Genomic DNA, 24,045 nt, shown 5'->3' on the forward strand with positions numbered 1-24,045 from the left:
CCTCACTGGAGCGCCAACCATTCGGTGTAGAACAGGCCGCCACCGAGGGCCGCGAGAAGGGCCGCAACGATCCAGAAGCGAATAACGATCGTAACCTCGCCCCAGCCCTTGAGCTCAAAGTGGTGGTGCAATGGCGCCATCCTAAACACGCGTTTGCCGGTGGCTTTGAAGACCCCGATTTGAATGATGTCGGAGAAGACGATGATGACGAAGAGGCCGCCGAGGAGGACCGCGAGGATCTCGGTGCGGGACAGGATCGAGACGCCTGCGAAGGCGGCGCCCAGCGCGAGGGAACCGGTGTCGCCCATGAAGATCTGGGCCGGAGATGCGTTCCACCAGAGGAAGCCAAAGCAGGCACCAACGATTGCCGCACAGATCATCGCGAGATCGCGGGGGTCCCTGACCTCGTAGCATCCCGTCGACGGGTCGAGGAGGGACAGGCAGGACTGGTTCGACTGCCAGATTGTGATAATCGTGTAGGCGCCGAAAGCAATCATGGAGGCGCCGGTTGCCAGTCCGTCGAGGCCGTCGGTCAAGTTCACTGCATTCGACCAGGCCGTGATGAGGAAGTTCGCCCAAATAACAAAGAGAACGAGGCCGATACCGGCACCGGCGAACGCCAGCGTCATGTCGGTGTCTCGAACAATTGAGATCCGCATGGAGGCGGGTGTTCGGAAATCATCATTGCGGAACTGGAGGGCGAGGACCGCGAACAGAATACCGACGAGGGCTTGGCCAATGATCTTGCCCATCGGCTTCAGGCCAAGGGATCTCTGGTTCGTGATCTTGATGTAGTCATCAAGGAAGCCGATGAATCCCATGCCGACCATGAGGAACAGGAGAAGCCAGCCGGAGGCCCCCGGCATACGACCCGCCACAATATTCGCAATGGCGTAGGCAAGCACCGCGGCAAGGATGATGACAACGCCACCCATGGTGGGCGTGCCACGCTTGGTCAGGTGGCTGGTCGGACCATCCTGGCGAATGAACTGTCCGTACTGCTTATTAACGAGGAGTTTGATAAACAGGGGGGTGCCAAACAGGGAGATAACCATCGCCACTCCCATGGCCACCATGATGCTTAGCACATCTCCTCCTTCAGCCGGTCAGCAAGCTGCCAGATCTTTGAACCGTTCGAGCCTTTCAACAGAATAGTGCCTGATTGGCCAGCCAGTGAGAGGACGACCGGCCAGGCCGATTCAATATCGGTCACGTCTACCGCGGAAACATTGGCCTGACGGGCACCTTCAGCGAGCGCAGGAGCTCCTACCGCGACAAGCGTGTCGATTCCCAGCTGACCCAGTTCAAGGCCGACGCTCGTGTGCTCAGCATCCGATTCTTCACCAAGTTCGAGCATGGCACCGAGAACGGCAACCTTCGGGCCTTTCCCAAGTTGAGAGAGGGCCCTGATTCCCGCCCTCATCGAATCCGGGTTCGCGTTGTAGGAATCGTCAATGACGGTCAGGTCCCCCGACTGCCACACGTCCATCCGGTGCGGAGATGCGGCGCCAACGCCGCCGAGACGCTCGGCGATCTCAGTTAGGTCCATGCCGCTCACAATGCCAACGGCCGCGGCCGCCAGAGCGTTCGATACGTGGTGCTCGCCCACAAGGCCAAGGGAAACCGATGCGGTGCTCCCACCGTGTCCGAGGGTGAAGGACGCCCTGCCATCGTCTCCGAGTGCGATGTCGGACGCGGTGACGTCGCCACTGCCGGTGGCGGAGAAGGTGACCACCTTATGTGCCTTGGAGGACATGGCGGCAACCCGGTGATCATCGGCGTTCAAGATCGCTACGCCCTCGGGCAGAATTCCCGAGACCAGTTCGGATTTTGCCTTTGCAACGTTCTCGATGCCACCGAATTCGCCGAGGTGGGCGCGCGCAACCGCGAGGACAACACCGATGTCGAGCGGGGCAATATCGGTCAGGTGCTCGAGGTTACCGATCTTGTCCGCTCCCATTTCCAGCACGAGGGTGGCGGTGTTCTCGTCGGCTCGGAGCACCGTCAGCGGTAGCCCGAGCTCGTTGTTGAAGGAACCGGGGGGCGCAATGATGGGTCCGCGCGGCTCCAGAAGCGTGGCAAGCAGATCCTTCGTTGTTGTTTTACCAACAGAACCGGTCACGCCGACAACGAGCGGGTTGGCAACCTCCCGGATTCGGCGCAGAGATGCCCGAGCAAGATGTCCCAACGCATCCTGAGTAGAGGGAACCGCAATGAGTCGTGCGGGGTCGGCGCCGTTTGCAACAGCCCGATCCGGGTCCTCGACGAGCACTCCAGCGGCCCCGCCGTCGAGGGCGGCCTTCGCGAAATCGTGGCCGTTGACCCGCTCTCCGGGGATCGCGACGAAGAGGGCGCCACCGGCAACCGTGCGGGAATCGATGGTGACCGATGCGGCAATAGTGTCACCGGAGCCCTCCGCGAGGAGGCGTCCCCGTGTATCCATAGCAATCTGGTTGAGCGAAACGGGGATCATTGCCCATGCCTCCTTGCGAGAGCGGCTCTCGCTTCCACGCGGTCATCGAGCTCAATCTCGACTCCGTCGACATCTTGAATCGTCTCGTGTCCGCGACCGGCGAGAAGAACGGTGTCCTCGTCCTTCGCGTCGGCGATCGCGGCGTGAATAGCCTCGGCGCGATCCCCGATCTCCACGATCTCCACGAGTCCCTCCGCGCCTGCACGTATCTCGGCTCGGATCTTCGCGGGATCCTCGCTGTGCGGATCATCGTCGGTCAGGTAGAAAACATCGGAACCTTCGGCGACAACCCTGCCCATGATGGGGCGTTTGACAGCGTCGCGGTCCCCTGCCGAACCGGTCAGGGTAATGAGGCGGCCCGCCGTATCTTCCCGCAGGGACGACATGGCCTTCTCGAGAGCATCCGCGTTGTGTGCGAAGTCGACAATCACTCGGGGGCGTTTAGCGAGCACTTCCATGCGACCCGGTATAACCGGGGTGATGTCGGCAATGGCGTCGCGGGTGCCGGGGATGTCTGCTGCGAGGACCATGGCTGCGGCGAGTGCGGCGTTCGCAACGTTGAACTCTCCCGGCAGGCCGGTTCGGCACTCGTACACGTTATCGGCTCGGTCGCCGTGGCTCACCGCGTTCCTGAGGCCAGCCCCGGCAGGGTCGTGACCGTGACCGGTCAGAGTGAAGGAAGCGTCGCCTTCCACCTGCCATCCCATGCCCGGGCGGATCGTACGACCCACCCACAGCACATCGCGGCCCTCGTCAAGAAGTCGCTCATGGAGCTTGCTGCCGTATTCGTCGTCGGTCCACAGCACGGCGGTTTGCGACTTGTCAGCGGAAAACAGCAGTGCCTTGGCTTCGAAGTATTCCTCGATGGTGTCGTGGTAATCCAGGTGGTCCTGGGTCAGGTTCGTGAATCCCGCAACCGTGTAAACGATGGGGTCGGTCCTGCGCTGAGCCAGCGCATGGGAGGAGACCTCCATGACCACATCGCTTCCACCAGCTTGGACGAGCTGGCTGAGGAAACGTTGCAGGTCGGCGGGCTGAGGGGTGGTGAGCTTAGCGGGGACCTCGCGGCCGGCGATCTGTAGGGCAATGGTGCCGATGAGGCCAACCGTTGAGCCCAGCTTGGAGAGGATGTGCTCAAGCATGTAGGCGGTTGTGGTTTTGCCGTTCGTTCCGGTCACGCCAAAGCTCCGCAAGTGCTTGGTGGGTTCCCCGTAGGCTAGGGAAGCGACGGAGCCGAGAATACCCGCCACGTCGGTGGCAATGACGACGGGGAAGCCGTCCGGCACGTGCTCCAGCCCGGCAGCGTCCGTGAGGATCGCGGCCGCACCGCGGTCGATGGCGTCCTGGGCAAAGCGGGCACCGTGAACGCGTTCGCCGGGAACACCCGCGAACAGGTCGCCGGGCTTGACATCCCGGTTATCGGAGACGACGCCGTTGATGTCGCAGTCGCCACGGACCTCGAGGCCATAGTTGGCTAGTTCGTGAAGTTTCATCGGTCCGTGTACTCCCTGTAAGTTCCGCCCTCGGTGAGGAGACCCTCGCCCTCCGCATAGTTGAGTTCCGTTTCCGTCCAGGGGTACTGGACGAGTGGTGTCGTTGAGGGCGGGATGCCGAGGTGACGGACGGCGAAAGCACCGAATTCACCAAAGACGGGTGCTGCTGTTTCGCTGCCGTAACCGGGGCCATTACCGTTATAGACAACGACGGCGATAGCGATTTGGGGGTCCTCGGCGGGGATTAATCCCGCAAACGTGCCGACGCGGTCGTTGAGTTGGCCGGTCTCGTCCGCCATCTGCGCCGTACCGGTCTTACCAGCCACGTTGTATCCGGGGATCCGAGCATAGTATCCGGTTGAGCCGGATTCGGTAACGGCCTGCATGATCTCCAGCATTTCTTCCGACGTCTCGGGGTCAAGAACCTGTACGGGGTCGTCAACAATGGTCGGCTCGACCGTGCCATCCGCGTACGTAATGGAATCAATGATGTGCAGGTCGTTGCGTACGCCGTCGTTACCGATTGTTGCCACCATCTGCCCCAGCTGGGCTGTGGTGAGTGCGTAGGCCTGGCCAAACATGGTCGTGTACCTCGTGCGGTCACCCCACGTCGTGTAGTGGGACAGGATACCGGGCGACTCGGCGGGCAGTTCGATTCCGGTGCGTTCCCCAATGCCGAAGGCCTTCATGTAGTCGTAGCGGGTCTCGTCCGAAATCGTGTCACCGATCTGGATGAGGCCGGTGTTGTACGACTTCGCGAGAATACCTGCAACTGTCATGTTCTCCGACGGGTGCGGGTCATTATCGCGAATCGTTTCGCCGTTCGGCATGGTGATCGTCGACGAGACTGGGAAGAGCGTGAGCGGGGTGACCGCGTCCTGGTCCAGTGTCATTGCGAACGTCATAAGCTTGCCGGAAGAGCCGGGCTCGACGGGCGTCTGTACGGCACGGGATCCGATCGATCCACCGGCGTCGGGATTCTCCGGATCGAAGGTATGGGTGTCGGATAGCGCGAGAACACGTCCGGTCGCCACCTCGATAGCGATCGCAGAACCCCACTCGGCGCCCTGTTCCTCAACCGAACGCTGGAGCGTCTCGTCCAGGGCATACTGCAGGTCGACATCGGACGTGAGCGTCACGGAAGCGCCGTGGGTGGCGGGTTCTTCGATGGTGCGCCCGGTGGGGATAACGGCACCGGAGCGGGAGATCTCGACGGTCAGCGACCCGTCCTCTCCGGTCAGGACGTCATCCATGGTCCGCTCAATCCCCGCCTGACCACCAATATTGCCAGCATCGTCTTCGCCGAGGAAGCCGAGGGTGGAGGCGCCCACTCGGTTGTTCGGGTATTCCCTGCGCATGAACTGCTCTGGTTCGATTCCGGGAATCCCGTAAGAGTTGATTTGGCGCCACACTTCCGGAGAGATGTCGCGGGCAATGTACCGCCATGTCGACTTCTTTTCCCCACCGTAGAGGATTCCGGCGAGCCGGGCCTCTTCAATATCGAGAATTGGGGAAAGAACGGCAGCGGCTGCGGGAGCCCCTCGGCCGATCACGTTCCCTTCCTCGTCCCTACGCACGTATTCCTCGATGAGGTTCTGGTTGACGGCAACGTTGTAACGTTCTCGCGACACGGCAAGAACGTTCCCATTGGCATCGAGGATCTGGCCACGTTCGGCAGGAAGTGTGTAGGTGCGGGAGCGGTGCTGGACGGCAGTTTCGGAAAGCGTGTCGGCCCGAACGACCTGAAGGTCGACGAGGCGAACGCTCAAGAGGATCACGCCCACGAGGAAAATACCGACGATCGGTTTCAGCCTCGAAACGAAGCTGTTCTTGACGCTGAGCCTCTCACGGAGTCGGCGAAGAGGCGAGCGCCGTTTGGGCTTGGACGTGGTACTCACGTCTGCCATTATTGCGCGTTGTCGTCGCTACCACCGGTAACGACACCTGCGCCGAGGTCAACGTGACGTATCTCTGTGGCTGGGACCAGCCCCATTTCTTCCGCACGATCCCGCAGAGCAACGGCCGTTGACGCCTCCGAAATCTCATCCTGCAGAGTGTTCCGAGTGTCAGCGAGATCATTGAGAAGAACCTGCTGTTCCTGAATGTGGTAGGCGCCTTCGACCATCGAAGTATTGAGGTAGAACACGGTGGCTAGTGCCCCGCAGAACAGGAGTATGCAGGCGATGGTGGCCGCGATAAAGCCCCGTATCGGTGCGGGGCTTGGTACTACCTGTATCGAGGGCAGTCCAGTGACGACTGGCCGGCGGGCCGGGCGAGCTGGTGCAGTTGCCGTTGCTGTTGCGCTCATGAACGTCGTCCTTCGCTGAGTTTCTCGCAGGCTCGCACGCGTACCGAGGCGGAGCGCGGGTTTGCCAGTCTTTCTTTGTCGTCTGCCTGAATGGCCTTGGGGGTAAGAAGTTTGAACGGGGGCTTGTCGATGTCAACGGGAAGGTCGAGGGGCGTACTGGAGGTCGATCCCGCCTGCATAGCCTTCTTGACGATCCGATCCTCGAGCGAGTGATAGGACTCCACAACAAGGCGGCCGCCGACTTCGAGGCAATCCATTGCCATCGGGATCGCCCGCTCCAGGATCACCATCTCGTCGTTGACCGCGATCCGCAGGGCCTGGAACGTCCTCTTTGCGGGGTTGCCTCCCGTGCGGCGGGCCGCTGCCGGGATCGCTTCCTTCACGAGATCGGCAAGCTGACTCGTCGTCAGGTTGTGCCGGTCGGGATGGTTCATGATCTTCGAGGCGATCTTGCCCGCGAAGCGTTCCTCGCCGTAGACCGAGATGATCCGAGCAAGCTCACCGTGTGAGGAGGTGGAGATCAGCTCCTGGGCAGTCTGCCCCTGGGAGGTATCCATCCTCATGTCGAGTGGCGCATCCTGCGCATAGGCGAAGCCGCGGCTCGCGTCATCGAGCTGGAGTGAGGACACTCCGAGATCCATGAGGATTCCCATCGGCTTGCCGTGCTTGGCAACGACCTCGTCCATCGAGTCATATTCAACATGCTCGGCCGTGAACCGGTCTCGAAACGGCGCGAGCCGCTCGGAGGCAAGGGCGATTGCTGCCGGGTCGCGGTCGATACCGACGGCCTGGATGTGTGGAAAGCGGGTGAGAGCAGCTTCGGTGTGGCCTCCCATGCCGAGGGTCGCATCAATGAAAAGGGATGATTCGGAAAGTGCGGGGGCGAGTAGGTCCATGCAGGTGTCCAGTAGGACGGGTACATGCAGATCCGCTGCGCTCATGACACCTCCCAGTTCTTTCTTCCCAGTTATTTCTGCTGTCTGACAGTGGTCCCTTCCCGTATCTCTGGCAGTGGGGAATGAAGCCAGAACCACGGGAAGGGGCCGCCGCCCCGGGGCTACAAGAGTCCCGGGATGATCTCGTCATCTCGGTCCGCGAACGCAGCTTCCTGCTCTTCCAGGAACGTGTTCCAGGCGGCGAGGTCCCAGATCTCAACCCGGTTGCCCGCGCCAATGACGGCGAGGTCCCGGTCAAGTCCCGCATACGCCCGCAGGTTGGCAGGGATGGAGATCCGTCCCTGCCGGTCAGGTTCCTGGTCGACAGCTCCCGAGAGGAACACGCGCAGGTAGTTGCGCGCCTCCTTGTTCGAGAGCGGTGCCTTCCGGGCCTGCTCCTGCATCTGCATGAACTCGTCGACTTCGAACACGTAGAGGCAGCGTTCTTGGCCGCGGGTGATAACCATTCCGTCCGCGAGCTGGTCGCGGTACTTGGCAGGCAGAATCAGTCGTCCCTTGTCGTCGAGCTTCGGCTCGAAGGTCCCTAGGAACATCTGACACACCTCCCCCGGCTATCACTGCGCCCCACTTTACCCCACTTTCCTCCACGCGCAACCGCGAATCACCGTTCTGACCTGGAGATTTTGGCAGTTTTTAGCCCAAAAAGGCAGTGGAGGGAAAAAGAGACTATCAGCCTATTTTCAGGCACGAAAAAACCCGGCCGAGGCCGGGCTCTTCGCGACGTGGAGGGAAGTGGAGGGCTACCTGCCGTCCTGGTCCCTGCGGCGCTCCCACATTTCTTGCTGGCGCGCCATAAAAGATTCCTTGGTGCTGGAAGCCTGTGCTCCCGCGCTGACCTTAGGTCCGGACGATACGCCGATCGGGCCGGAGAAGATGTAGAGGGCTCCACCGAGCATGACAACGAATCCAATGATTCCGACCCAGCTCATGGAGAAAGCGACCGCAGCAACGAGAATGCCGAGGCCGGCAACGACAATGAAGAGACCGAGAACGAGTCTCTTGAGGGACACCTGGCGAACAGGCTGGAATGACTCGGCAAGCTTGGGATCTTCATCCCTCAGCTGTTCTTCGAGCTGTTCGAGCATCTTCTGCTCATATTCTGACAGCGCCATGGGGGACCTCCTAGTCGTTGTATCGTCCATCATACCCGCTCATCACCCTTAGGTGATAGCAGAGTGCCGGGTCCCACTACCCCTGTGCCAAACCGCTTCCGGATAGTATCCAGGGCTCTTTCAGCTTGTTCCACTCGCCCATCGTCTTCCAGGGTCGCCTGGGAGCTCTCCCCCTCCTCAAGGTTTTCCACGCGAACACCGATGAGCCGCACCCCATCTTTGGGCATCTCCAACAGCGAAGCAGCGACTCGGTAAATCTCCGATGCGAGGTTCGTGGGGGTGGGAAGGGTGTGCGAGCGGGTGATGGTCGTAAACGAGGCATCCCGCACCTTGATGCTGACCCGCCACGCCACAAAACCCCGGTCTCGCAGCCTTCCGGCGCAGGCGTGAGACTGGTCAAGCATCCTGGCTTCAACTTCGGAACGGTCGGTTAACAGCTCAAAGTAGGTTTCTTCCTTACCGATCGATTTCTCCACCCGGGTTGTGACAACCTGCCGGGGGTCAATTCCGTTGGCAAGCTCCCAGAGCTTCACACCGGACTTACCCAGCATCCGCGAAAAGTCATCGCGGGACAGTTCCCGAACGTCGGCAACGGAGTTAATTCCCCGCTGGCGGAGCCTCGTCCGGGTCGCTTCTCCCACTCCCCATATCGCTTCCAGCGGAAGATCATCCAAGAACGCCTGCGTCTGCCCTTTCGGAACCAGCAGGAAACCATCGGGTTTCGCGTGAGCGGAAGCAATCTTCGCCACGTGCTTTGTTGCGGCGATCCCAACGGAGGCGGGCACGCCCTCCTGCTCGCGGACCCGGCGGCGAATCTCTTGCGCAATCTGAACGGGAGAGTGTTTGCGGTCCCCCGACACGTCGAGAAACGCTTCGTCGACCGAGATCTGCTCAAGGAGCGGAGTAAATTCTCCCAGGATCTCCATGACCCTGCGGGACACGGTCGAATAGATTCCGTGCCGCACGGGGATCATGATGAGGTTCGGGCACAGCCGCTTTGCCTGCCCCACGGGCATAGCCGAATTCACACCGAAGGCGCGCGCCTCGTAGGACGCGGACGTGACGACACCGCGCTCTGCACCGCCAACCGCAACGGGAAGTCCGCGCAGATGGGGCCTTTCCAGAAGTTCCACCTCGACGAAGAAAGCATCCATGTCGACGTGGAGGATCGGCGTTTGAGAGTCGTCTCCGCCTCTCATGCGGCGAGCCGCCTGGGATCTGGGAGCCCGAGACATGACACCTCCCGTAATCTAACCTCATGGAAGAAATGACATCGATGAGCGTGGCCAGCATTGGGGTCGATCCCGATCGACCCTCTCTGTTAACACTCTATCTGGATGGTCTGCCTTCGTCAGCGCTGGATCTGACCGATCGCGAGCATCTCGAGTTCGAGTACATGCAGCACATGAGGATCATGGTGGAAGCAAAGCGGCCTCGAGGTACGCGAATAAAGGCTCTCCACATCGGCGGCGCGGGGTGCGCACTGCCGCGAGCTCTCGATTCTTCCCACCCGAACTCCCGACAGCTCGCCATCGAGGTCGACGAAATTCTTGCCACAAAGGTCCGCGAATGGTTCCCGCTCCCCCGCTCACCGCTCCTGAGAATTCGGGCCGCCGAGGGACGACAGACCCTGCAGCAGCAGGCCGGACGCAACTGGGACATCATCGTGCGTGACGCCTTCGCGGGAGGCACCGTCCCCTACCAGCTCATGACCTACGAGGCCGCGGTCGACGCGCGAAATGCTCTTGCTCCCGACGGCGCTTACCTGCTTAACCTGTCCCGGCACGACAAGCCGGAGATCGCAACAATTCTTGCGGTCTTCCCGCACGTCGTTGCTATCACCGACCCGGCCATCTGGGCCGGACGCCGCTACGGAAACATCACGCTTGGCGCATCCATGACGCCATGGCGGGACATGCACAGGGAAGTTTTCCGACTACCGCTCCCGGCCCGGATCTACTCCGATCTCACGCCCTCAGCCGCTCCGTTCCATGACCTACCGGAAGACTTCACCCCGACGCACTGATCGATAGTAGCTGGGCCGGAGTAGCTCACCTGTCCGCCGGTCGATGCGATCAGGATTTTCCCTAGACGGTCAGGGCTTTTCCGGTGAATCGCCCTCGGGTGAGGAATCAGTCGCCCGATCGCCAGGGCCTTCCTCCGGCATGGGTGAGGAACGCTCCGCTCGCTCAGCGGGGAAACCATCTACTTACTCGGAAGACGATTGCCCGCCCGCCGCCGGTAACGAATTTCGTTCCGGATCCGTCGCAGGGTCTTCAACCGAACCATTGGCAGGATCTTCGCGCTGGTCCGTGGTCGCGGCTCGATACGACGTACTCGCGCCGTCACGAGCCGGTTTTCCGTCACTATCGGTGGGACGCGTGGGAGGTACGGTACTTGACGGGCCCGCCACGCCCTTTTCCAGGCGCAGTAGCTCATTGAAGCGCGGGAAGTCGGCTCGTCGTTCTCTGACGATGCGTTCGATGGCAACCCGTGCCGGTTCGATTGTCATGCCCAGGTGCTGTTCGTATCGCCTGTTTGACGCTGGTCCGAGAGCGAGGAAGCCGATAAGCCCGATAAGGATAATGACGAACTGGGCGGACAGGGCAACACGGAAGTCCATGGCCGTGTAGTCGCCGTCCGGGGAGCGAGCGTCAAGGATGACGCCGATGACGTAGGAGACGAGGAGAGCTCCCGTAAAGGCACCCTGGTTGACGAGACCATTTGCGGAGCCCAGCTTGCTGAGTGGGACGGACGTTCGAGCATAGTCGAAGCCCATGGTGGAGCCGGATCCTGCGAGTGCAATGACGAACAGGAGGACGGAGAACTCCCAGATCTCGACGGGTCGGTCGCGAGTCAGGAGGTAGGCCCAGGATCCCGCGAGCACAAGCATGATGCCGACAACCGACCATTCCCGACGCAGCGGATGCCTGGATGTCAGTCTCGCCACGAGAGGTCCGGCAATAATGCCGGAGATTGAGAAGACGATGAGGACGGCGGAGGCGACGGCCTGGTCGATTCCGGTGACCGTCATAAACGGCACGCCCCACAGGAGCAGGAAAACGTGTGAGGAGAATCCGAGTGCGAAGTGAGCCCAAAAGCCCTGCCAGACACCGGGATGGGTGAATGCACTCGCGCCGCCCTTCTCGGCGTTACGGACGAACGCTTCCTTTTCCCGAATGAAGACCGCGGCAGTGAGCCCGACGATGCCGCCGGCAACACCGAGACCCACAAATGCTGATTCCCAGCCAAAGTGTGCGAGTGCCATGGCAAACGGCAGGGAGGAGACAACCTGCCCGAGTTGGCCAAGAATCGACGTGAGCTGCGTATAGAGGGGGACCTTCTGGGCGGGGAACCATTGCGGGATGAGTCGGATCACGGAGGTGTAGGCGGTGGCATCGCCGAGTCCAATCAGAACGCGGGCAACGAGTGCCGATCCGTAGGTTCCGGCGAAGGCAAGCCAACCCTGGCCGAGCGCCAGAATGATAGCTCCACCAACGATGATGGGGCGGGACCCGAAGCGGTCCAGGAGCACCCCGAGCGGGATCTGACAACCCGCGTAAACTCCCAGCTGGATAACTGTGAAGAGGGACAGCTCGGTGGCCGAGATGTCGAATCGAGATAGCGCGTCAAGAGAGGCGACTCCGAAGCTGGTGCGGGCCGCGACCGCCATGATGTAGACGGCGAGCCCCGCCAGCCAGATACGCTTGCTCATTCGTCGTCGCGCTTGGCGTGCCTTCCTCGCTTGCGCTTGGGACGAGTGCTGCGGCGAGCAAGGAACTGCTCCGCCGCCTCTCCCAGTTCGTCAGCGGTCGGAATTTCTGTCGTGCCGTCGGAAGGAATAATGAACCCGGTGTTGGGTCCTTCGGTGTCGTACTCCTGCTCGAGGGACGTCACGAGGTTGTGGAAGTCTTCCTGTTCTCCGTAGGCGGCCTCGATCTGGTCGGACTCGGTTTGGGCGACGCGCTCAAGGTCACCGACCGGCAGGGCAAGCCCCGAGTCGTCGGCCACGTACGTGGCAACCGCTCCGGCTGCCGCCGCGTAGACGGAGTTCACGAGGTAGAACGGAACGCGGGCCAGAACCGAGGACGTGTCGATGCCGGCGGCACCGAGGGTGTAGACGAGGAACTCGGAGAAGTTCACGGACTGAATGTAGGAGGATTCCTGGTCGGGCTGGGACTTGCGGTAGCCGCGGATCAGGAGGTCGACGGGGCGCGTGTGCGGGATCCCGGACGGTAGTCCGCCAAGGGCGTAGAACTTTTCCACACCGAACTGGGTGGCAAGCTGAAGAACGCCTTCGGCCAGGGAGTGCCAGCGCAGGTCCGGCTCGTTGCCGCGCAGCAGAAGCAGCTTCTCCCCTTCGATGTCCTCGACGATGTGCACGTCGAGCCGCGGGTCCGTCATCCTCGTCATCGCACCGTTTTCAAAGGTGATAAGCGGGCGTTCGGAACGGAAGTCGAAGATCAGATCGGGGTCGAAAGAAGCAATGAGCTCCCCTTCCCCGATGCTCTGTCCAATGGCACCGGAGATCCCTCCTGCGTCGAAGGGTCCACCGCCCACCGCGCAGATCAATGTCGTGATCTGCTGTGGAGTTTCGTCAGGATCTGATGTGAATTCCAGCAGGTCCGTCATGGTCCACCTCCGCTCGATGATGACAAGACGCCTGTCCGTCTTGGATAATTGTATGTCTCATCAGCGAGGGAGGAACAATGGACGCATTATCTGAGGAGCAGGGGTACGTCGATCAGGCGTATGCACGTCTCGACTCCCTAGCGGCAGGATACTCCCGCAAACTCACCGAAATACGGGCCCAGGGTGGGCGTGGAAACCCCGAGGAACTGTTCCAGAGGGACTCGTTCGCGGCCGACTACGAGGACCATTTGGCCCGCCTTTCGCACGTCGAACACCAGCTCGTTCTCGGCCGACTCGACGCCGAAACCGGTGACGTGGAGCATATTGGGCGCATCGGACTGCGTGATGAGAATCGCAATGTGATTCTTCTCGACTGGAGGGCTCCGCAGGCGGAGCCCTTCTATCAGGCAACCGCACTCAACCCTCAGGGCATGGTGCGCAGGCGCCACATTCAGTCCCGGCTCCGCAAAGTTGTTTCCGTTGAAGATGAGCTCCTGACCTCCGACGCCGAGGCGACGGAAAACCTGAACCTCACGGGCGAGGGCGCCCTCATGGCCTCTCTCGGCTCTGCCCGTCAGGGCCACATGAGCGACATCGTTGCCACGATCCAGGTCGAACAGGACAGGATCATTCGCGCTGACTCCACCGGTGTCCTCGTCGTCCAGGGCGGTCCCGGCACCGGCAAGACAGCCGTGGCCCTGCACCGCGCCGCCTACCTCCTGTATGCACACCGCAAGCGGCTCTCCCGTTCCGGTGTTCTTATTCTGGGCCCCAGCACGGGCTTCCTCTCCTACATTTCCCGCGTCCTCCCGTCGCTCGGCGAGTCCGACGTCGTCTCGTCAACGGTCTCCGATCTCCTTCCTGGAATTACCCCAACCCGCGAAGACACCCCCGCAGCCGCCGACGTCAAGGGCAGAACGGTGTGGGCCGCGATCGCCAAGCGAGCAGTCAACTACCTGCGCAGGCCGCTCAAGAAACCGGTCACGATCAGGGTCAACTCCCACAACATCCGGCTCACCCCGGACATGGTGGCCGCGGGGCAGGCTCGGGCGCGCCGCCACGGCGGACCACACAACGCCGCCCGCGAAGCGTATGCTCGCACGGTCGTTGAAGAACTCGTCCAGGAATACCTCACGGTCACCGACACCGAGAACCAGGACTGGCTGCTCGCCGACATTGCTTCAAACGAAAAGGTGCGCCGCGAAGTCAACCTCCGGTGGCTGCCCGCCTCTCCCACGTGGCTTCTCGAGCACCTCTACGCACACCCCAACCTTCTAGCCGAACTTGCGCCGGAACTCTCGGGCAGCGAGCGTGCACTCCTCGCTCGTCCGCGCGGCGAAGGCTTCACCTCGGCGGACATCCCGATCCTCGACGAACTTGCCGAACTACTCGGCGATGCACCCATCCAAGAGCAGATCGAGGACACGCTCGAGGCATACACGCAGGCAACCCTGTCCGGCATGGATCTAGGCGGCGGTATCGTCACCGCGAAAATGCTTGCCGACAGGCAGCGCCAGGCAACCGCATCGCACCTACCCCTGGCGGAACGTGCCGCGGCGGACCGCACGTGGGCCTACGGCCACGTCGTGGTCGACGAAGCGCAGGAACTGTCTCCGCTCGCATGGCGCATGGTGGCACGGAGGGTGCCCTCACGTTCACTCACGATCGTCGGCGACCTCGACCAGCGTTCCCAGGGCGCCCCGGAAGGTGGCTGGCGCGAGCTTCTCGGCCCATTAGCATCGCACCTGACCGAGGAGGTCCTGACGATCTCCTACCGCACGCCCGCCACCGTTCTCGACGAGGCCGAAGCTGCAATGAACCGGCGCGACATCAAGCTCCACCACCCCGTGAATGCCGTGCGAGAGGTCGAGAATTCACTGCGCACCGCACCGCTGGAGACCGCAATCGAGGAGGAACTCGAGTTCCTCAACAGCGAGTTTGGGCCGGGCCAGGGACTCATTGCCGTGATCTCGAACGCCCCTCCCCACATCGACCACCCGCAGGTGCACACCATGACGCCACGCGAGTCGAAGGGCCTGGAGTTCGATTCCGTCATCATCCATGGGACGATCGAGGAGCCGGGCGATCTCTACGTCGCCATGACCAGACCAACCCAGCACCTCATCCTTACCCCAGGAACGGAAATCTGATGCATATCTCTATCGGCCCAGAATCGACCTACCTTCCCGAAGACCCCGAGGTCGACTCCCTGATCGCCTCCCAGGATCCGGAGACCGTAGCCCGCGTCCGTCCCGACTCCCCGCTTGCGTGGGCAGTATTGGCGCAGGACGCCTGGGACCACGGAGACGAACTCGAGTCGTATGCCTTCGCCCGCGTCGGCTACCACCGCGGCCTCGACCTGCTCCGTCGCAATGGCTGGAAAGGCAAGGGCCCCGTCCCCTACTCCCACGAGCCCAACCGCGGTTTCCTCCAGGCCCTCCATTGCCTGGGCCGCGCCGCCGAGGCCATTGGAGAAACCGACGAGGTTACGAGGATCTCCGAGTTCCTCGACGATTGCGATCCTTCCGCCCGCGCCCAGCTCGAGAAGTAGCAGCACCGTCTTCCGCGGTTGCCGGACTTGGCTGGCCCGCGCTTACGGAAACCGACCGTGCAACCCGGTGGTGCCCGGTGGGAGGCATCACCGCACGGGCCAACGCATTCTGGCACGGTCCACCAATCCCGGCTCTGCAGCCTCAGGACCACGTCAATGGGCCGGCACATCTTGAGGATTACTTCTCATCTTTCGGCACACGTTTGCCCAATGGGTGGACAGGCGACGAAGATGGTCCCATGACTCGTGCCCTGCTTCTTGAGAATCCGCACTCGAACGCTGACGCCGCCTTTGCTCGCGCCGGCATCGAGGTCATCCGCCACCGCGGCGCCCTCGACGAAGACGATCTCATTTCGGCCCTCGACGGTGTCGACATCCTCGGTATCCGATCTAAGACGGAGGTCACCCGGAAAGTCATCGAGGCCCGCCCCGACCTCCTGGCCATCGGCACGTTCTCGATCGGCACCAACCAGATTGACCTGGAAGCCGCCACGAACAAGGGCGTGGCCGTATTCAACGCCCCGTACTCCAACACCCGCTCCGTCGTGGAACTCGCCATTGGCGAGATCATCTCACTGTCGCGACGTCTGCCGGTGCAGAACGACGCGCTCCACAAGGGCATTTGGGAGAAGTCGGCGGCCGGCTCCCACGAGGTCCGCGGCCGCACCCTCGGCATCATCGGATTCGGCAACATCGGCATGCAGCTATCGGTTGTTGCCGAAGCACTGGGCATGAGGGTCGTGTTCTACGACACGGCCGAGAAACTCGTGATCGGTAACGCCCGCCGCATGAACTCCCTCGAGGAGCTCCTCGAGGTCGCGGACGTCGTCACCATCCACGTCGATGGTCGCGCCTCCAACAAAAACTTCTTTGGCGAGGAGCAGTTTAAGTTGATGAAGCCCGGCGCTATCTTCCTCAACCTGTCCCGCGGCTTCCTTGTCGACATTGATGCACTCGCTGCTCGCGTGAAGGACGGTTCGATTGCCGGAGCCGGAGTCGACGTCTTCCCGACCGAACCCCGCGGGAACGGCGACCCGTTCGATTCGGTCCTCACGGGCCTCGACAATGTTATCCTTACGCCCCATGTCGGTGGCTCCACCGAAGAAGCCCAGCGGGCCATCGGCCTGTTCGTGTCGGAGAAGCTCGTGAGCTACTTCCGCAAGGGCGCCACCGACATGTCGATCAACATGCCCCAAATCGTCGATTCGCCTGCGCTGTCATCCCGCTACCGGATAGCCTGGGTGCACTCGAATATGCCGGGCGCCCTCGCCAAGGTCAACCAGGTATTCGCAGAGTCCGGTGCCAACATCGACGCCCAGCAGCTCGCCACCCAGGGCCAGATTGGTTACATGGTGACCGACATCGCATCCAATATTCCCGAAGATGCGGTCGCTGCTCTGGCGAAATCCCCCGAAACAATCCGGCTTCGAGTTCTGTCACGAGATTAATTTTCGGGACTACAGCGATCCAACATGACAAGCTGGACCGTAGTCCACTTTTGCATGTGAGGAGAACACTATGGCGCGTGCCCACTATCCTGCCGGAGTACCCGACGAGATCGAGCTTCCGACAGTTCCATTGACCGACTTGCTTGATCGCGCGGTCGCCGATTTACCAAAGAGGCACGCGATCGACTTCATCGGACAGAAGACCAGCTACGAAGAGCTGGGCGAACTCGTCAAGAAGACCGCCTCCATGCTGTCGCTGGCCGGCGTGAAGAAGGGCGATGTTGTCGCCGCGATCCTTCCCAACTGCCCCCAGCACGTGGCACTCGCCTACGCTACCTGGTCGCTCGGCGCGACCCTGGCCGAACACAATCCGCTCGCTAAGACGAGCGAGCTCATCGCCCAGCTCGACAATCACGGCGGCAAGATTGTCGTTGGCTGGGAAAAGACCCTAACGGATCTCGCCGACCACCTGCCCGGCAGGACAATCTTTGCGGTCAACCTGACGGCCGCCCTCCCCAAGCGTTCCCAGATGCTCCTGAAGCTTCCAATCAAGGCCGCAAAGGCGCAGAAGAAGAAGATGAGGGGCCGCGTGCCCGATCACGTCTACTCCTTCGAGAAGATGGTGGCCTCGGCACCGGCTTCGTTTGTCGGCGAGACGCCGGGCATGGACGACGTGGCCGTCTACCTCCACACGGGTGGCACAACAGGTGTGCCGAAGGCCGTGTGCCTCACCCACATGAACCTGATGTCGAACTACACGCAGGTCATTGCCTGGCTCCACGAGTTCAAACGTGGCGAGGAGACCATTGCGTCGATCCTGCCGTTCTTCCACGCCTTCGGCATGATGCTGTCCCTTGTCCTCTCGATCGGCCTCGGTGCTACGCAGGACATCCTTCCCAGCTTCGACCCGAAGATGCTGATCGCCGCAAACAAGCGTCACCCCATCACATTCTTCGCGGGTGTTCCCCCGATGTACGAGAAGATCCTCGCCGAGATTGGCGACGACCCGAACCCGTTCACGAAGCTCCGCTATTCGGTATCCGGCGCCATGGCGCTCCTTCCCGAGCTCGCAGCTCAGTGGGAAGAGAAGACCGACTCCCTCGTCATCGAGGGCTACGGCATGACCGAGTCCTCCCCCGTGCTCTCCGGTTCTCCCGTTTCCGCTGCACGCAGGCCCTCCACCCTCGGGCTTCCCTTCCCGTCTGTCGACGCAAAGGTCGCGAACCCCGACAACATTGAAGAGGAGATGCCGTTGGGAGAGGTTGGCGAGCTGCTCGTTCGCGGACCGAATGTCTTTGTCGACTACCTCAACCAGCCCGAGGAAACTGCTGCCACCCTGATCGACGGCGAATGGCTCCGCACGGGCGACCTCGTCCGCTGGGACGATGGCTTCCTGGTCATGGCCGACCGCCGCAAAGAAATGATCATCCGTTCCGGCTTCAACGTCTACCCCTCGCAGGTTGAGGAAGCTGTCCGCTCCATGCCCGGCATCCACGACGTCGCCGTTGTCGGAATGCCCGACGGATCCGCAGGCGAAGCCGTCGTTGCTGCGCTCGTTCTTGAGCCCGGCGCTTCAATTGATCTGGAGAATGTGCGCAAGTGGACCCAGGACAAGCTCTCCAACTACTCGATGCCCAAGTCCATCGCCGTCTTCGACGAGCTCCCCCGCTCCCAGCTCGGCAAGGTCATGAGGCGCTCCGTCCGCGAGCAACTCGACGATCTTGAGCTTCAGGCCGGCCAGTGGCGGAAGAAGCTTTCCGAAACCGGCGATGAACTACGCGAACGCGCCAGCGAATTCCGCCACCGCATGGATAGCTCACGGGAAAAGCCTGCGGGCAATGCAAATGCACCCCAGTCCGACCAATCAGCACGTGATCAGTCCGCGAGTAGCGACGACACTTCCGACAAGTAGTCGGATACGCGCAGGAACGTAACTGTCGTTCTCATAGTTGTGCTCCCCACCAAAACGGTCGGGAGCACAACTATGTTAAGTATTCCTACTGCTCACTATCGCCAGCCGGAGCCAGTTCGCCACCCGATTCCTTGAGTTCCTCGATGGCCGCCTGGAAGTCATCGAGATCTTCGAAGTTGAGGTAGACGGAAGCGAAGCGCAGGTAGGCGATCTGATCGAGCTCACGAAGCGGACCAAGGATTGCGCGACCGATGTCGTCGGAATTGATGTGGGCGGCACCGGTGGCGCGCACATTCTCTTCTACCTGGCTTGCAAGGACCGCCAGGTCGTCTCGGGTGACGGGCCTGTTCTGGCATGCCTTCAAGACACCGTCAATGATCTTCTCTCGTGAGAAAGGTTCGGTGACACCCGAACGCTTGACGACGACGAGGGATGCCGTCTCGGTTGTCGTGAATCTCCGCTTGCACACGGGGCACTCGCGACGACGTCGAATGGCCTGACCCTCATCGAGCGAACGGGAGTCAATGACGCGGGAATCTGTGTTGTGGCAGAACGGGCAATGCATTCTGCCATTTTACACAGGGCGTCTTACATGGAGAGCCAGAGCTGTAGCCCAAAAGCAAGGGCAACGCTGGCAGCGACAAGGGCGCTGGCCTTGAGGACGCCGACGAGGCGCTGGAGGCCGGGGTAGACAACGGCGTCGGGAGCGATCTCATGCTGCTCCGCCACGACGCTCAGTCGAGCCTTGCGAGCTGGAGCTTCCGGTGCCGCCATCTGCGGAACGTCGATCGGGGTCCGGTTGGAGACGGGGCGCAGACGGGGCAGATCAATGGGACGCAACCCTGTTGTCTCAGGCTTGGTTACGAGAAGAGCACTCATGGCGTATCTCCTTCTTTTCTCGAACGTTTGTTCTCGAACATCTGTTTGCATTCTATACACGACATGCCGATTAGAACAAGTGTTTGATTGTTCGTCTCGTGGTGCATATCCTGGATCCAACTTACGAAGCGACTCGGACAGAAAAAGTCGCAACCCGATAGCGAGGGCAGCATGGCCGACAAGATCAGTACGAGACAGCTCGAGATTCTTGCGTTCCTACGCGATTCCATTAGCGAAAACGGATACGCCCCAACGGTTCGCGAGACCTGCACCGGCATCGGCCTGTCCAGCCCCTCGTCGGTCAAGTACCACTTTGATGCACTCGAGTCGCACGGCCTGATCGATCGCGATCCCCAGCGTCCTCGCACGCTCACTCTGACGCCTGCCGGCCGAGCACTGCTCCCTGAGGAAGAAGCTCCGAAACCGGTCGCAAGTATTGACGAGCTTCGGGCTGACTCTGTTGATGTTCCCCTCGTCGGACGCATTGCCGCTGGCTCCCCGATCCTCGCCGATCAAATGGTTGAGGAAGTCTTCTCCATTCCGCGCCAGATGACCGGCAACGGCGAGATGTTCATGCTCGAGGTATCCGGTGATTCGATGGTCGACGCAGGCATCTTCGACGGTGACTGGGTGGTTGTCCGCAGGCAGCAGGACGCACGTAATGGCGATATTGTTGCCGCTCTTATCGACGACGAAGCCACCGTGAAGACCTTCGACCGGAGGGACGGGCACGTGTGGCTTCTCCCCCATAACGACGCCTACGCACCAATTCCGGGAGACATGTCCACCATTCTTGGGCGCGTCGTCACCGTTATTCGCGCCTTATAGTCGAGAATTTAAGTACTCAAGCACTGTCACTCATCGGTCACTCGTGGAGCGGCAGTGCTTGTTTTTGCCCTAGATTAGGCCCCGGATTCTCACGAGGTCCCCGCAGCTACTCATGTCGGCGAGGCCCTATTGACACTTAGCCCCCTATTGACCGCGTGCAAGACGCTCAAGGGACTTCTTCGTGAGTTCAAGATCCTTTGTTGGCCACATGTCCGGCATACCGGAGCGAAGGTAGCCTCCGTATGCCTTGGAGACGAGGCGGGAGTCAAAGATTGCGACAACTCCCCTGTCGGTGGTCGAACGCAGGAGCCTGCCAGCCCCCTGGGCCATGAGAACCGCCGCATGGGTTGCTGACACCTGCATGAAGCCATTCCCGCCGCGCTTACCCACCTGCTCGGTCCGAGCTTGCGAAACGGGATCGTCCGGCCTGGGGAACGGAATCCTGTCAATGAGAACGAGCCGACATGCTCTCCCCGGAATATCGATTCCCTGCCACAGTGAAAGAGTGCCAACGAGGCAGGCGCGGTCGTCTTCCTTGAAGTCACTGACCAGGGTAGAAAGCTGATCCTCTCCCTGGCAGAAGATGGGCAGATCGGTGTGCTTGCGGAAGTATTCCGCGGCCACCTCAGCTCCCCTTCGCGAGGAGAACAGCCCGAGCGCACCACCATCGGATGCTCTCAGGAGCTCGGCCATACGGGCGAGCGCCTCGTCGCCCTGTCCGTCCCGACCGGGGGCCGGCAGGTCAGCGGCCACGTACATGATTCCCTGCTTGGGGTACTCAAAGGGAGAGCCAACATCCAGTCCCTCCCACGGACCCTGGTCGGGGAAGGCTAAGCCAACCTGGTATGCCATGGGGTCAAAGGAACCACCAATTTCGAGGGTGGCCGACGTCAGAACTGCGGCCCGTTCAGAGAAGACGTTGTTCGCGATCGGGCCTGCCACGTCAAGAGGAGCACCATACAGGGCGTCCTCGTTTGCCCACACAACGTACTTGCCATCCTCGGAGAGAAGATCGTCGATGTCCTTCATGAAGGCTTTCGCCCACTGTTCTGACTCGCAGGAATCCTTGAGAGCTCGCGCCATGGCGCCGAGCGGTTCCCGGATCGTGTCTGGCACGATCCGTATTCGCCCTTCAGCTTCCTTGAGTGCGTCAAGCAGGGAGTCGCCGTGACGAGAGAATTCGGTGTCGAGTTTTCCGGCTGATCGCATCATGCGGGAGATTCGGCCGATATCTGCGGCACCGACCCTGATTGTCAGCTGGCTGGTCACCCTACCGACAAGATCGTGGGCCTCGTCGATGATAACGGCACCGGCCTCGGGAAGCACTTCAATTCCTGAGGACTGCACGCCCAACATCGCATGGTTGGTGATAACAATGTCGGCTTCCATGGCTTCCTCACGGGCCTTCTCGGGGAAGCATTCGTTAAACAGGGGGCAGTCCTTGCCATCGCATTCTTGCTTCGACACGGAAATCTGCCGCCACGCCAAATCCGGCACACCGGGAACCAGGGAGTCCCTGTCACCGTTCTCGGATTCCAGCGCCCATTCCCGAGCCCGCAAAACGTGCTTACCCATATCGGTAGCCTGCTCTTCACCGAAGAGTGCTTCACCAAAGAGAGATTCTTGTCCTGCGGTCTGGTTCACGCGCTTCAGGCAGGCATAGTTTTGCCAGCCTTTGAGGAGGGCGGTCTTCACGCGCACACCCGTGTCTGCCGCAACCGCGTCTATGACCCTGGGAGCGTCCTCCTGGGTGATTTGCCGTTGCAGGGCAAGCGTCGCGGTCGAGACGATAGCTCTTCCACCGGTCTTTGCCACCCATTGAACGGCAGGGACAAGATAGCCCATGGACTTACCGGTGCCGGTGCCTGCTTGGACGAGCAGGTGACCCCCATCAGTTAGTGCATCGTAGACGGCTTCCGCCATCTCAACCTGGCCCTCGCGCCGACTGCCCCCGATCTCGGAAACAACGGCGTCGAGAACCTCAACGACCGACACTGAGGAGCTCGGCGGCAAGATCCTCGTCAACGAGAGCCTCAAGGACCGTTCCGTCCTTCGAGTACTCCTCCCTGAGGATCTCCCCATCCGTGTGGACACGAGAAATAAGGTCACCGCGATCAAACGGGATCGTGACGGACACGGCAACACTCGGGCGCGGCAATCCGTCCGCAATCCGGTCACGAAGCTCCTCGATGCCTTCACCGGTCTTCGACGAGACCACCACGGCGCCCGGGTAGCGGGAACGCAACGCAGCGAGGTCAATCGGGTCCGCCAGGTCAGCCTTCGACAGGACGATCATCTCCGAGACGTCCTCGGCACCGTCAACTTCCCGCAGGACATCGTGCACGGCGTTAACCTGACCAACCGGGTCCGGATGGGCCGCGTCGACCACGTGAAGCATGAGATGCCCTTCGGCAACCTCCTCCAGCGTCGAACGGAACGCCTCCACGAGCTGGGTCGGCAAGGATCTCACGAAACCAACAGTGTCGGAAATTGTGTAGGCGCGACCGTCTTCGGTCTCGCTTCTGCGGACCGTGGGATCGAGCGTGGCAAACAGTGCGTTCTCAACGAGAACATCCGCATTGGTCAGGCGGTTCATGAGCGACGACTTACCGGCGTTCGTATATCCAACAACGACGACGGAGGGAAGTCCGTGGCGCCTGCGGTTGGAGCGCTGGGTTCGGCGTGCCGGTTCCATGTTGGCGATGTCGCGCTTGAGCTTCGCCATACGCTGGCGAATACGCCGACGATCAAGCTCAATCTGGGTCTCACCGGGGCCACGGGAGCCGATACCGTCACCGGCGCCGACGCGTCCGCCCGCCTGACGGGACATCGATTCACCCCAGCCGCGCAGTCGCGGAAGCAAGTATTCGAGCTGGGCGAGTTCCACCTGGGCCTTACCCTCTCGGGACTTGGCGTGCTGGGCAAAAATATCGAGGATAAGCGTCGTGCGGTCAATGACCTTGACCTTCGTAACATCCTCAAGGTTCCTTCGCTGGTTCGGCGAAAGCTCGGAGTCCACAATGATGGTGTCAGCGCCGGTGCTTGCAACAAGATCAGCAACTTCACGGGCCTTGCCCGAACCCAGGTACGTGGCATTATCCGGCTTATCTCGGCGCTGTAAAACACCCGCCAGGACAACGGATCCAGCGGTCTCGGCAAGGGCAGCAAGTTCGCGTAGAGAGACTTCCGCATCTTCGGCGGTGCCGGATGTCCAGATACCGACGAGGACAACGTTTTCAAGCCGGAGCTTTCGGTATTCGACCTCGGTGATGTCCTGGAGTTCGGTCGACAGGTTCGGAACCCTCTTGAGCGAGGATCTCTGTTCTCTGTCAAGCTCGTCTCCGGCATACTCCTGCTGGTAGTCAGCGTCTGCTTGCAGGGCCGTGCCCTTGCGGGATGAAATATCGCGATCGGTAATGTGTCTCTCCTTTTCGTTGCACCATTGTCTCACGC

21 protein-coding genes are annotated in these 24,045 nt (G+C 61.3%); 6 read left to right on the plus strand and 15 right to left on the minus strand.

Going from position 1 to position 24,045, the window contains the following annotated elements; all coding sequences use genetic code 11:
* Positions 1–2: 2 nt before the first annotated feature.
* The 9 genes from mraY to dinB form a co-directional block, all read right to left on the minus strand.
* Positions 3–1,088: a phospho-N-acetylmuramoyl-pentapeptide-transferase gene (gene mraY, locus ACTHUY_RS03685; protein WP_441654522.1), complete on the minus strand. Its 1,086-nt coding sequence runs from the start codon at positions 1,086–1,088 to the stop codon at positions 3–5.
* Entirely contained in the window at positions 1,082–2,473 is a 1,392-nt protein-coding gene (locus ACTHUY_RS03690; protein WP_441654523.1) for a UDP-N-acetylmuramoyl-tripeptide--D-alanyl-D-alanine ligase, read from the minus strand. Before ACTHUY_RS03690 ends, mraY begins: the two co-directional genes overlap by 7 nt.
* A complete protein-coding gene (locus tag ACTHUY_RS03695; RefSeq protein ID WP_441654524.1) occupies positions 2,470–3,966 on the minus strand; it encodes a UDP-N-acetylmuramoyl-L-alanyl-D-glutamate--2,6-diaminopimelate ligase in 1,497 nt (498 codons plus the stop codon). The genes ACTHUY_RS03690 and ACTHUY_RS03695 overlap by 4 nt, the downstream gene beginning before the upstream one ends.
* A complete protein-coding gene (locus ACTHUY_RS03700; RefSeq protein ID WP_441675019.1) occupies positions 3,963–5,864 on the minus strand; it encodes a peptidoglycan D,D-transpeptidase FtsI family protein in 1,902 nt (633 codons plus the stop codon). The genes ACTHUY_RS03695 and ACTHUY_RS03700 overlap by 4 nt, the downstream gene beginning before the upstream one ends.
* 8 nt (positions 5,865–5,872) lie before the next feature.
* Positions 5,873–6,274, minus strand: coding sequence for a hypothetical protein (locus tag ACTHUY_RS03705; RefSeq protein WP_441654526.1), 402 nt, complete (start codon positions 6,272–6,274; stop codon positions 5,873–5,875).
* Positions 6,271–7,215 (minus strand): 16S rRNA (cytosine(1402)-N(4))-methyltransferase RsmH, encoded by a 945-nt coding sequence (gene rsmH / locus ACTHUY_RS03710; RefSeq protein WP_441654527.1) that lies wholly within the window; start codon positions 7,213–7,215, stop codon positions 6,271–6,273. The genes ACTHUY_RS03705 and rsmH overlap by 4 nt, the downstream gene beginning before the upstream one ends.
* A gap of 116 nt (positions 7,216–7,331) precedes the next feature.
* Positions 7,332–7,763, minus strand: a complete 432-nt coding sequence (gene mraZ / locus ACTHUY_RS03715; protein WP_126703021.1) for a division/cell wall cluster transcriptional repressor MraZ — start codon at positions 7,761–7,763, stop codon at positions 7,332–7,334.
* A 207-nt stretch (positions 7,764–7,970) separates the two neighbouring features.
* On the minus strand, positions 7,971–8,342 hold the full coding sequence (locus ACTHUY_RS03720; RefSeq protein WP_126703020.1) for a DUF3040 domain-containing protein: 372 nt from the start codon (positions 8,340–8,342) through the stop codon (positions 7,971–7,973).
* Between the two features lie 29 nt (positions 8,343–8,371).
* A complete protein-coding gene (gene dinB, locus ACTHUY_RS03725; protein ID WP_441675016.1) occupies positions 8,372–9,577 on the minus strand; it encodes a DNA polymerase IV in 1,206 nt (401 codons plus the stop codon).
* A 23-nt stretch (positions 9,578–9,600) separates the two neighbouring features.
* Here dinB and ACTHUY_RS03730 point away from each other — a divergent pair, with 23 nt between their 5' ends.
* The gene (locus tag ACTHUY_RS03730; protein ID WP_441675014.1) at positions 9,601–10,368 is read left to right on the plus strand and encodes a spermidine synthase; all 768 of its coding nucleotides are present in this window, start codon (positions 9,601–9,603) and stop codon (positions 10,366–10,368) included.
* A 183-nt stretch (positions 10,369–10,551) separates the two neighbouring features.
* Here ACTHUY_RS03730 and ACTHUY_RS03735 read toward each other — a convergent pair whose 3' ends face one another.
* Positions 10,552–12,057: an MFS transporter gene (locus tag ACTHUY_RS03735; RefSeq protein ID WP_441677686.1), complete on the minus strand. Its 1,506-nt coding sequence runs from the start codon at positions 12,055–12,057 to the stop codon at positions 10,552–10,554.
* Positions 12,054–12,974, minus strand: a complete 921-nt coding sequence (locus tag ACTHUY_RS03740; RefSeq protein ID WP_441654531.1) for a PAC2 family protein — start codon at positions 12,972–12,974, stop codon at positions 12,054–12,056. The genes ACTHUY_RS03735 and ACTHUY_RS03740 overlap by 4 nt, the downstream gene beginning before the upstream one ends.
* A gap of 77 nt (positions 12,975–13,051) precedes the next feature.
* Between ACTHUY_RS03740 and ACTHUY_RS03745 the strand changes: the two genes are divergently transcribed.
* The 4 genes from ACTHUY_RS03745 (at position 13,052) to ACTHUY_RS03760 (ending at position 18,885) form a co-directional block, all read left to right on the plus strand.
* Entirely contained in the window at positions 13,052–15,124 is a 2,073-nt protein-coding gene (locus ACTHUY_RS03745; protein ID WP_441677688.1) for a HelD family protein, read from the plus strand.
* Positions 15,124–15,525, plus strand: coding sequence for a DUF3151 domain-containing protein (locus ACTHUY_RS03750; protein WP_441654533.1), 402 nt, complete (start codon positions 15,124–15,126; stop codon positions 15,523–15,525). The genes ACTHUY_RS03745 and ACTHUY_RS03750 overlap by 1 nt, the downstream gene beginning before the upstream one ends.
* 239 nt (positions 15,526–15,764) lie before the next feature.
* Positions 15,765–16,973, plus strand: a complete 1,209-nt coding sequence (gene serA, locus ACTHUY_RS03755) for a phosphoglycerate dehydrogenase (RefSeq protein ID WP_441654534.1) — start codon at positions 15,765–15,767, stop codon at positions 16,971–16,973.
* A gap of 70 nt (positions 16,974–17,043) precedes the next feature.
* On the plus strand, positions 17,044–18,885 hold the full coding sequence (locus tag ACTHUY_RS03760) for an AMP-binding protein (RefSeq protein WP_441677691.1): 1,842 nt from the start codon (positions 17,044–17,046) through the stop codon (positions 18,883–18,885).
* A gap of 85 nt (positions 18,886–18,970) precedes the next feature.
* On the opposite strand, the gene nrdR is transcribed toward ACTHUY_RS03760, so the two are convergent.
* A complete protein-coding gene (gene nrdR, locus ACTHUY_RS03765) occupies positions 18,971–19,450 on the minus strand; it encodes a transcriptional regulator NrdR (protein ID WP_126703011.1) in 480 nt (159 codons plus the stop codon).
* A 23-nt stretch (positions 19,451–19,473) separates the two neighbouring features.
* Positions 19,474–19,764, minus strand: a complete 291-nt coding sequence (locus ACTHUY_RS03770; protein WP_441675003.1) for a hypothetical protein — start codon at positions 19,762–19,764, stop codon at positions 19,474–19,476.
* Positions 19,765–19,935: 171 nt separating this feature from the next.
* On the opposite strand from ACTHUY_RS03770, the gene lexA reads away from it, so the two are divergent.
* Positions 19,936–20,592 (plus strand): transcriptional repressor LexA, encoded by a 657-nt coding sequence (gene lexA / locus ACTHUY_RS03775; RefSeq protein WP_441654537.1) that lies wholly within the window; start codon positions 19,936–19,938, stop codon positions 20,590–20,592.
* A gap of 144 nt (positions 20,593–20,736) precedes the next feature.
* Here lexA and ACTHUY_RS03780 read toward each other — a convergent pair whose 3' ends face one another.
* Together ACTHUY_RS03780 and hflX are read right to left on the minus strand one after the other, a co-directional pair.
* The gene (locus ACTHUY_RS03780; RefSeq protein ID WP_441654538.1) at positions 20,737–22,587 is read right to left on the minus strand and encodes an ATP-dependent DNA helicase; all 1,851 of its coding nucleotides are present in this window, start codon (positions 22,585–22,587) and stop codon (positions 20,737–20,739) included.
* Entirely contained in the window at positions 22,574–24,043 is a 1,470-nt protein-coding gene (gene hflX / locus ACTHUY_RS03785) for a GTPase HflX (RefSeq protein ID WP_441677693.1), read from the minus strand. The genes ACTHUY_RS03780 and hflX overlap by 14 nt, the downstream gene beginning before the upstream one ends.
* Positions 24,044–24,045 lie beyond the last annotated feature (2 nt).

The organism is Flaviflexus sp., assembly GCF_052087705.1.
GTDB lineage: Bacteria > Actinomycetota > Actinomycetes > Actinomycetales > Actinomycetaceae > Flaviflexus > Flaviflexus ciconiae.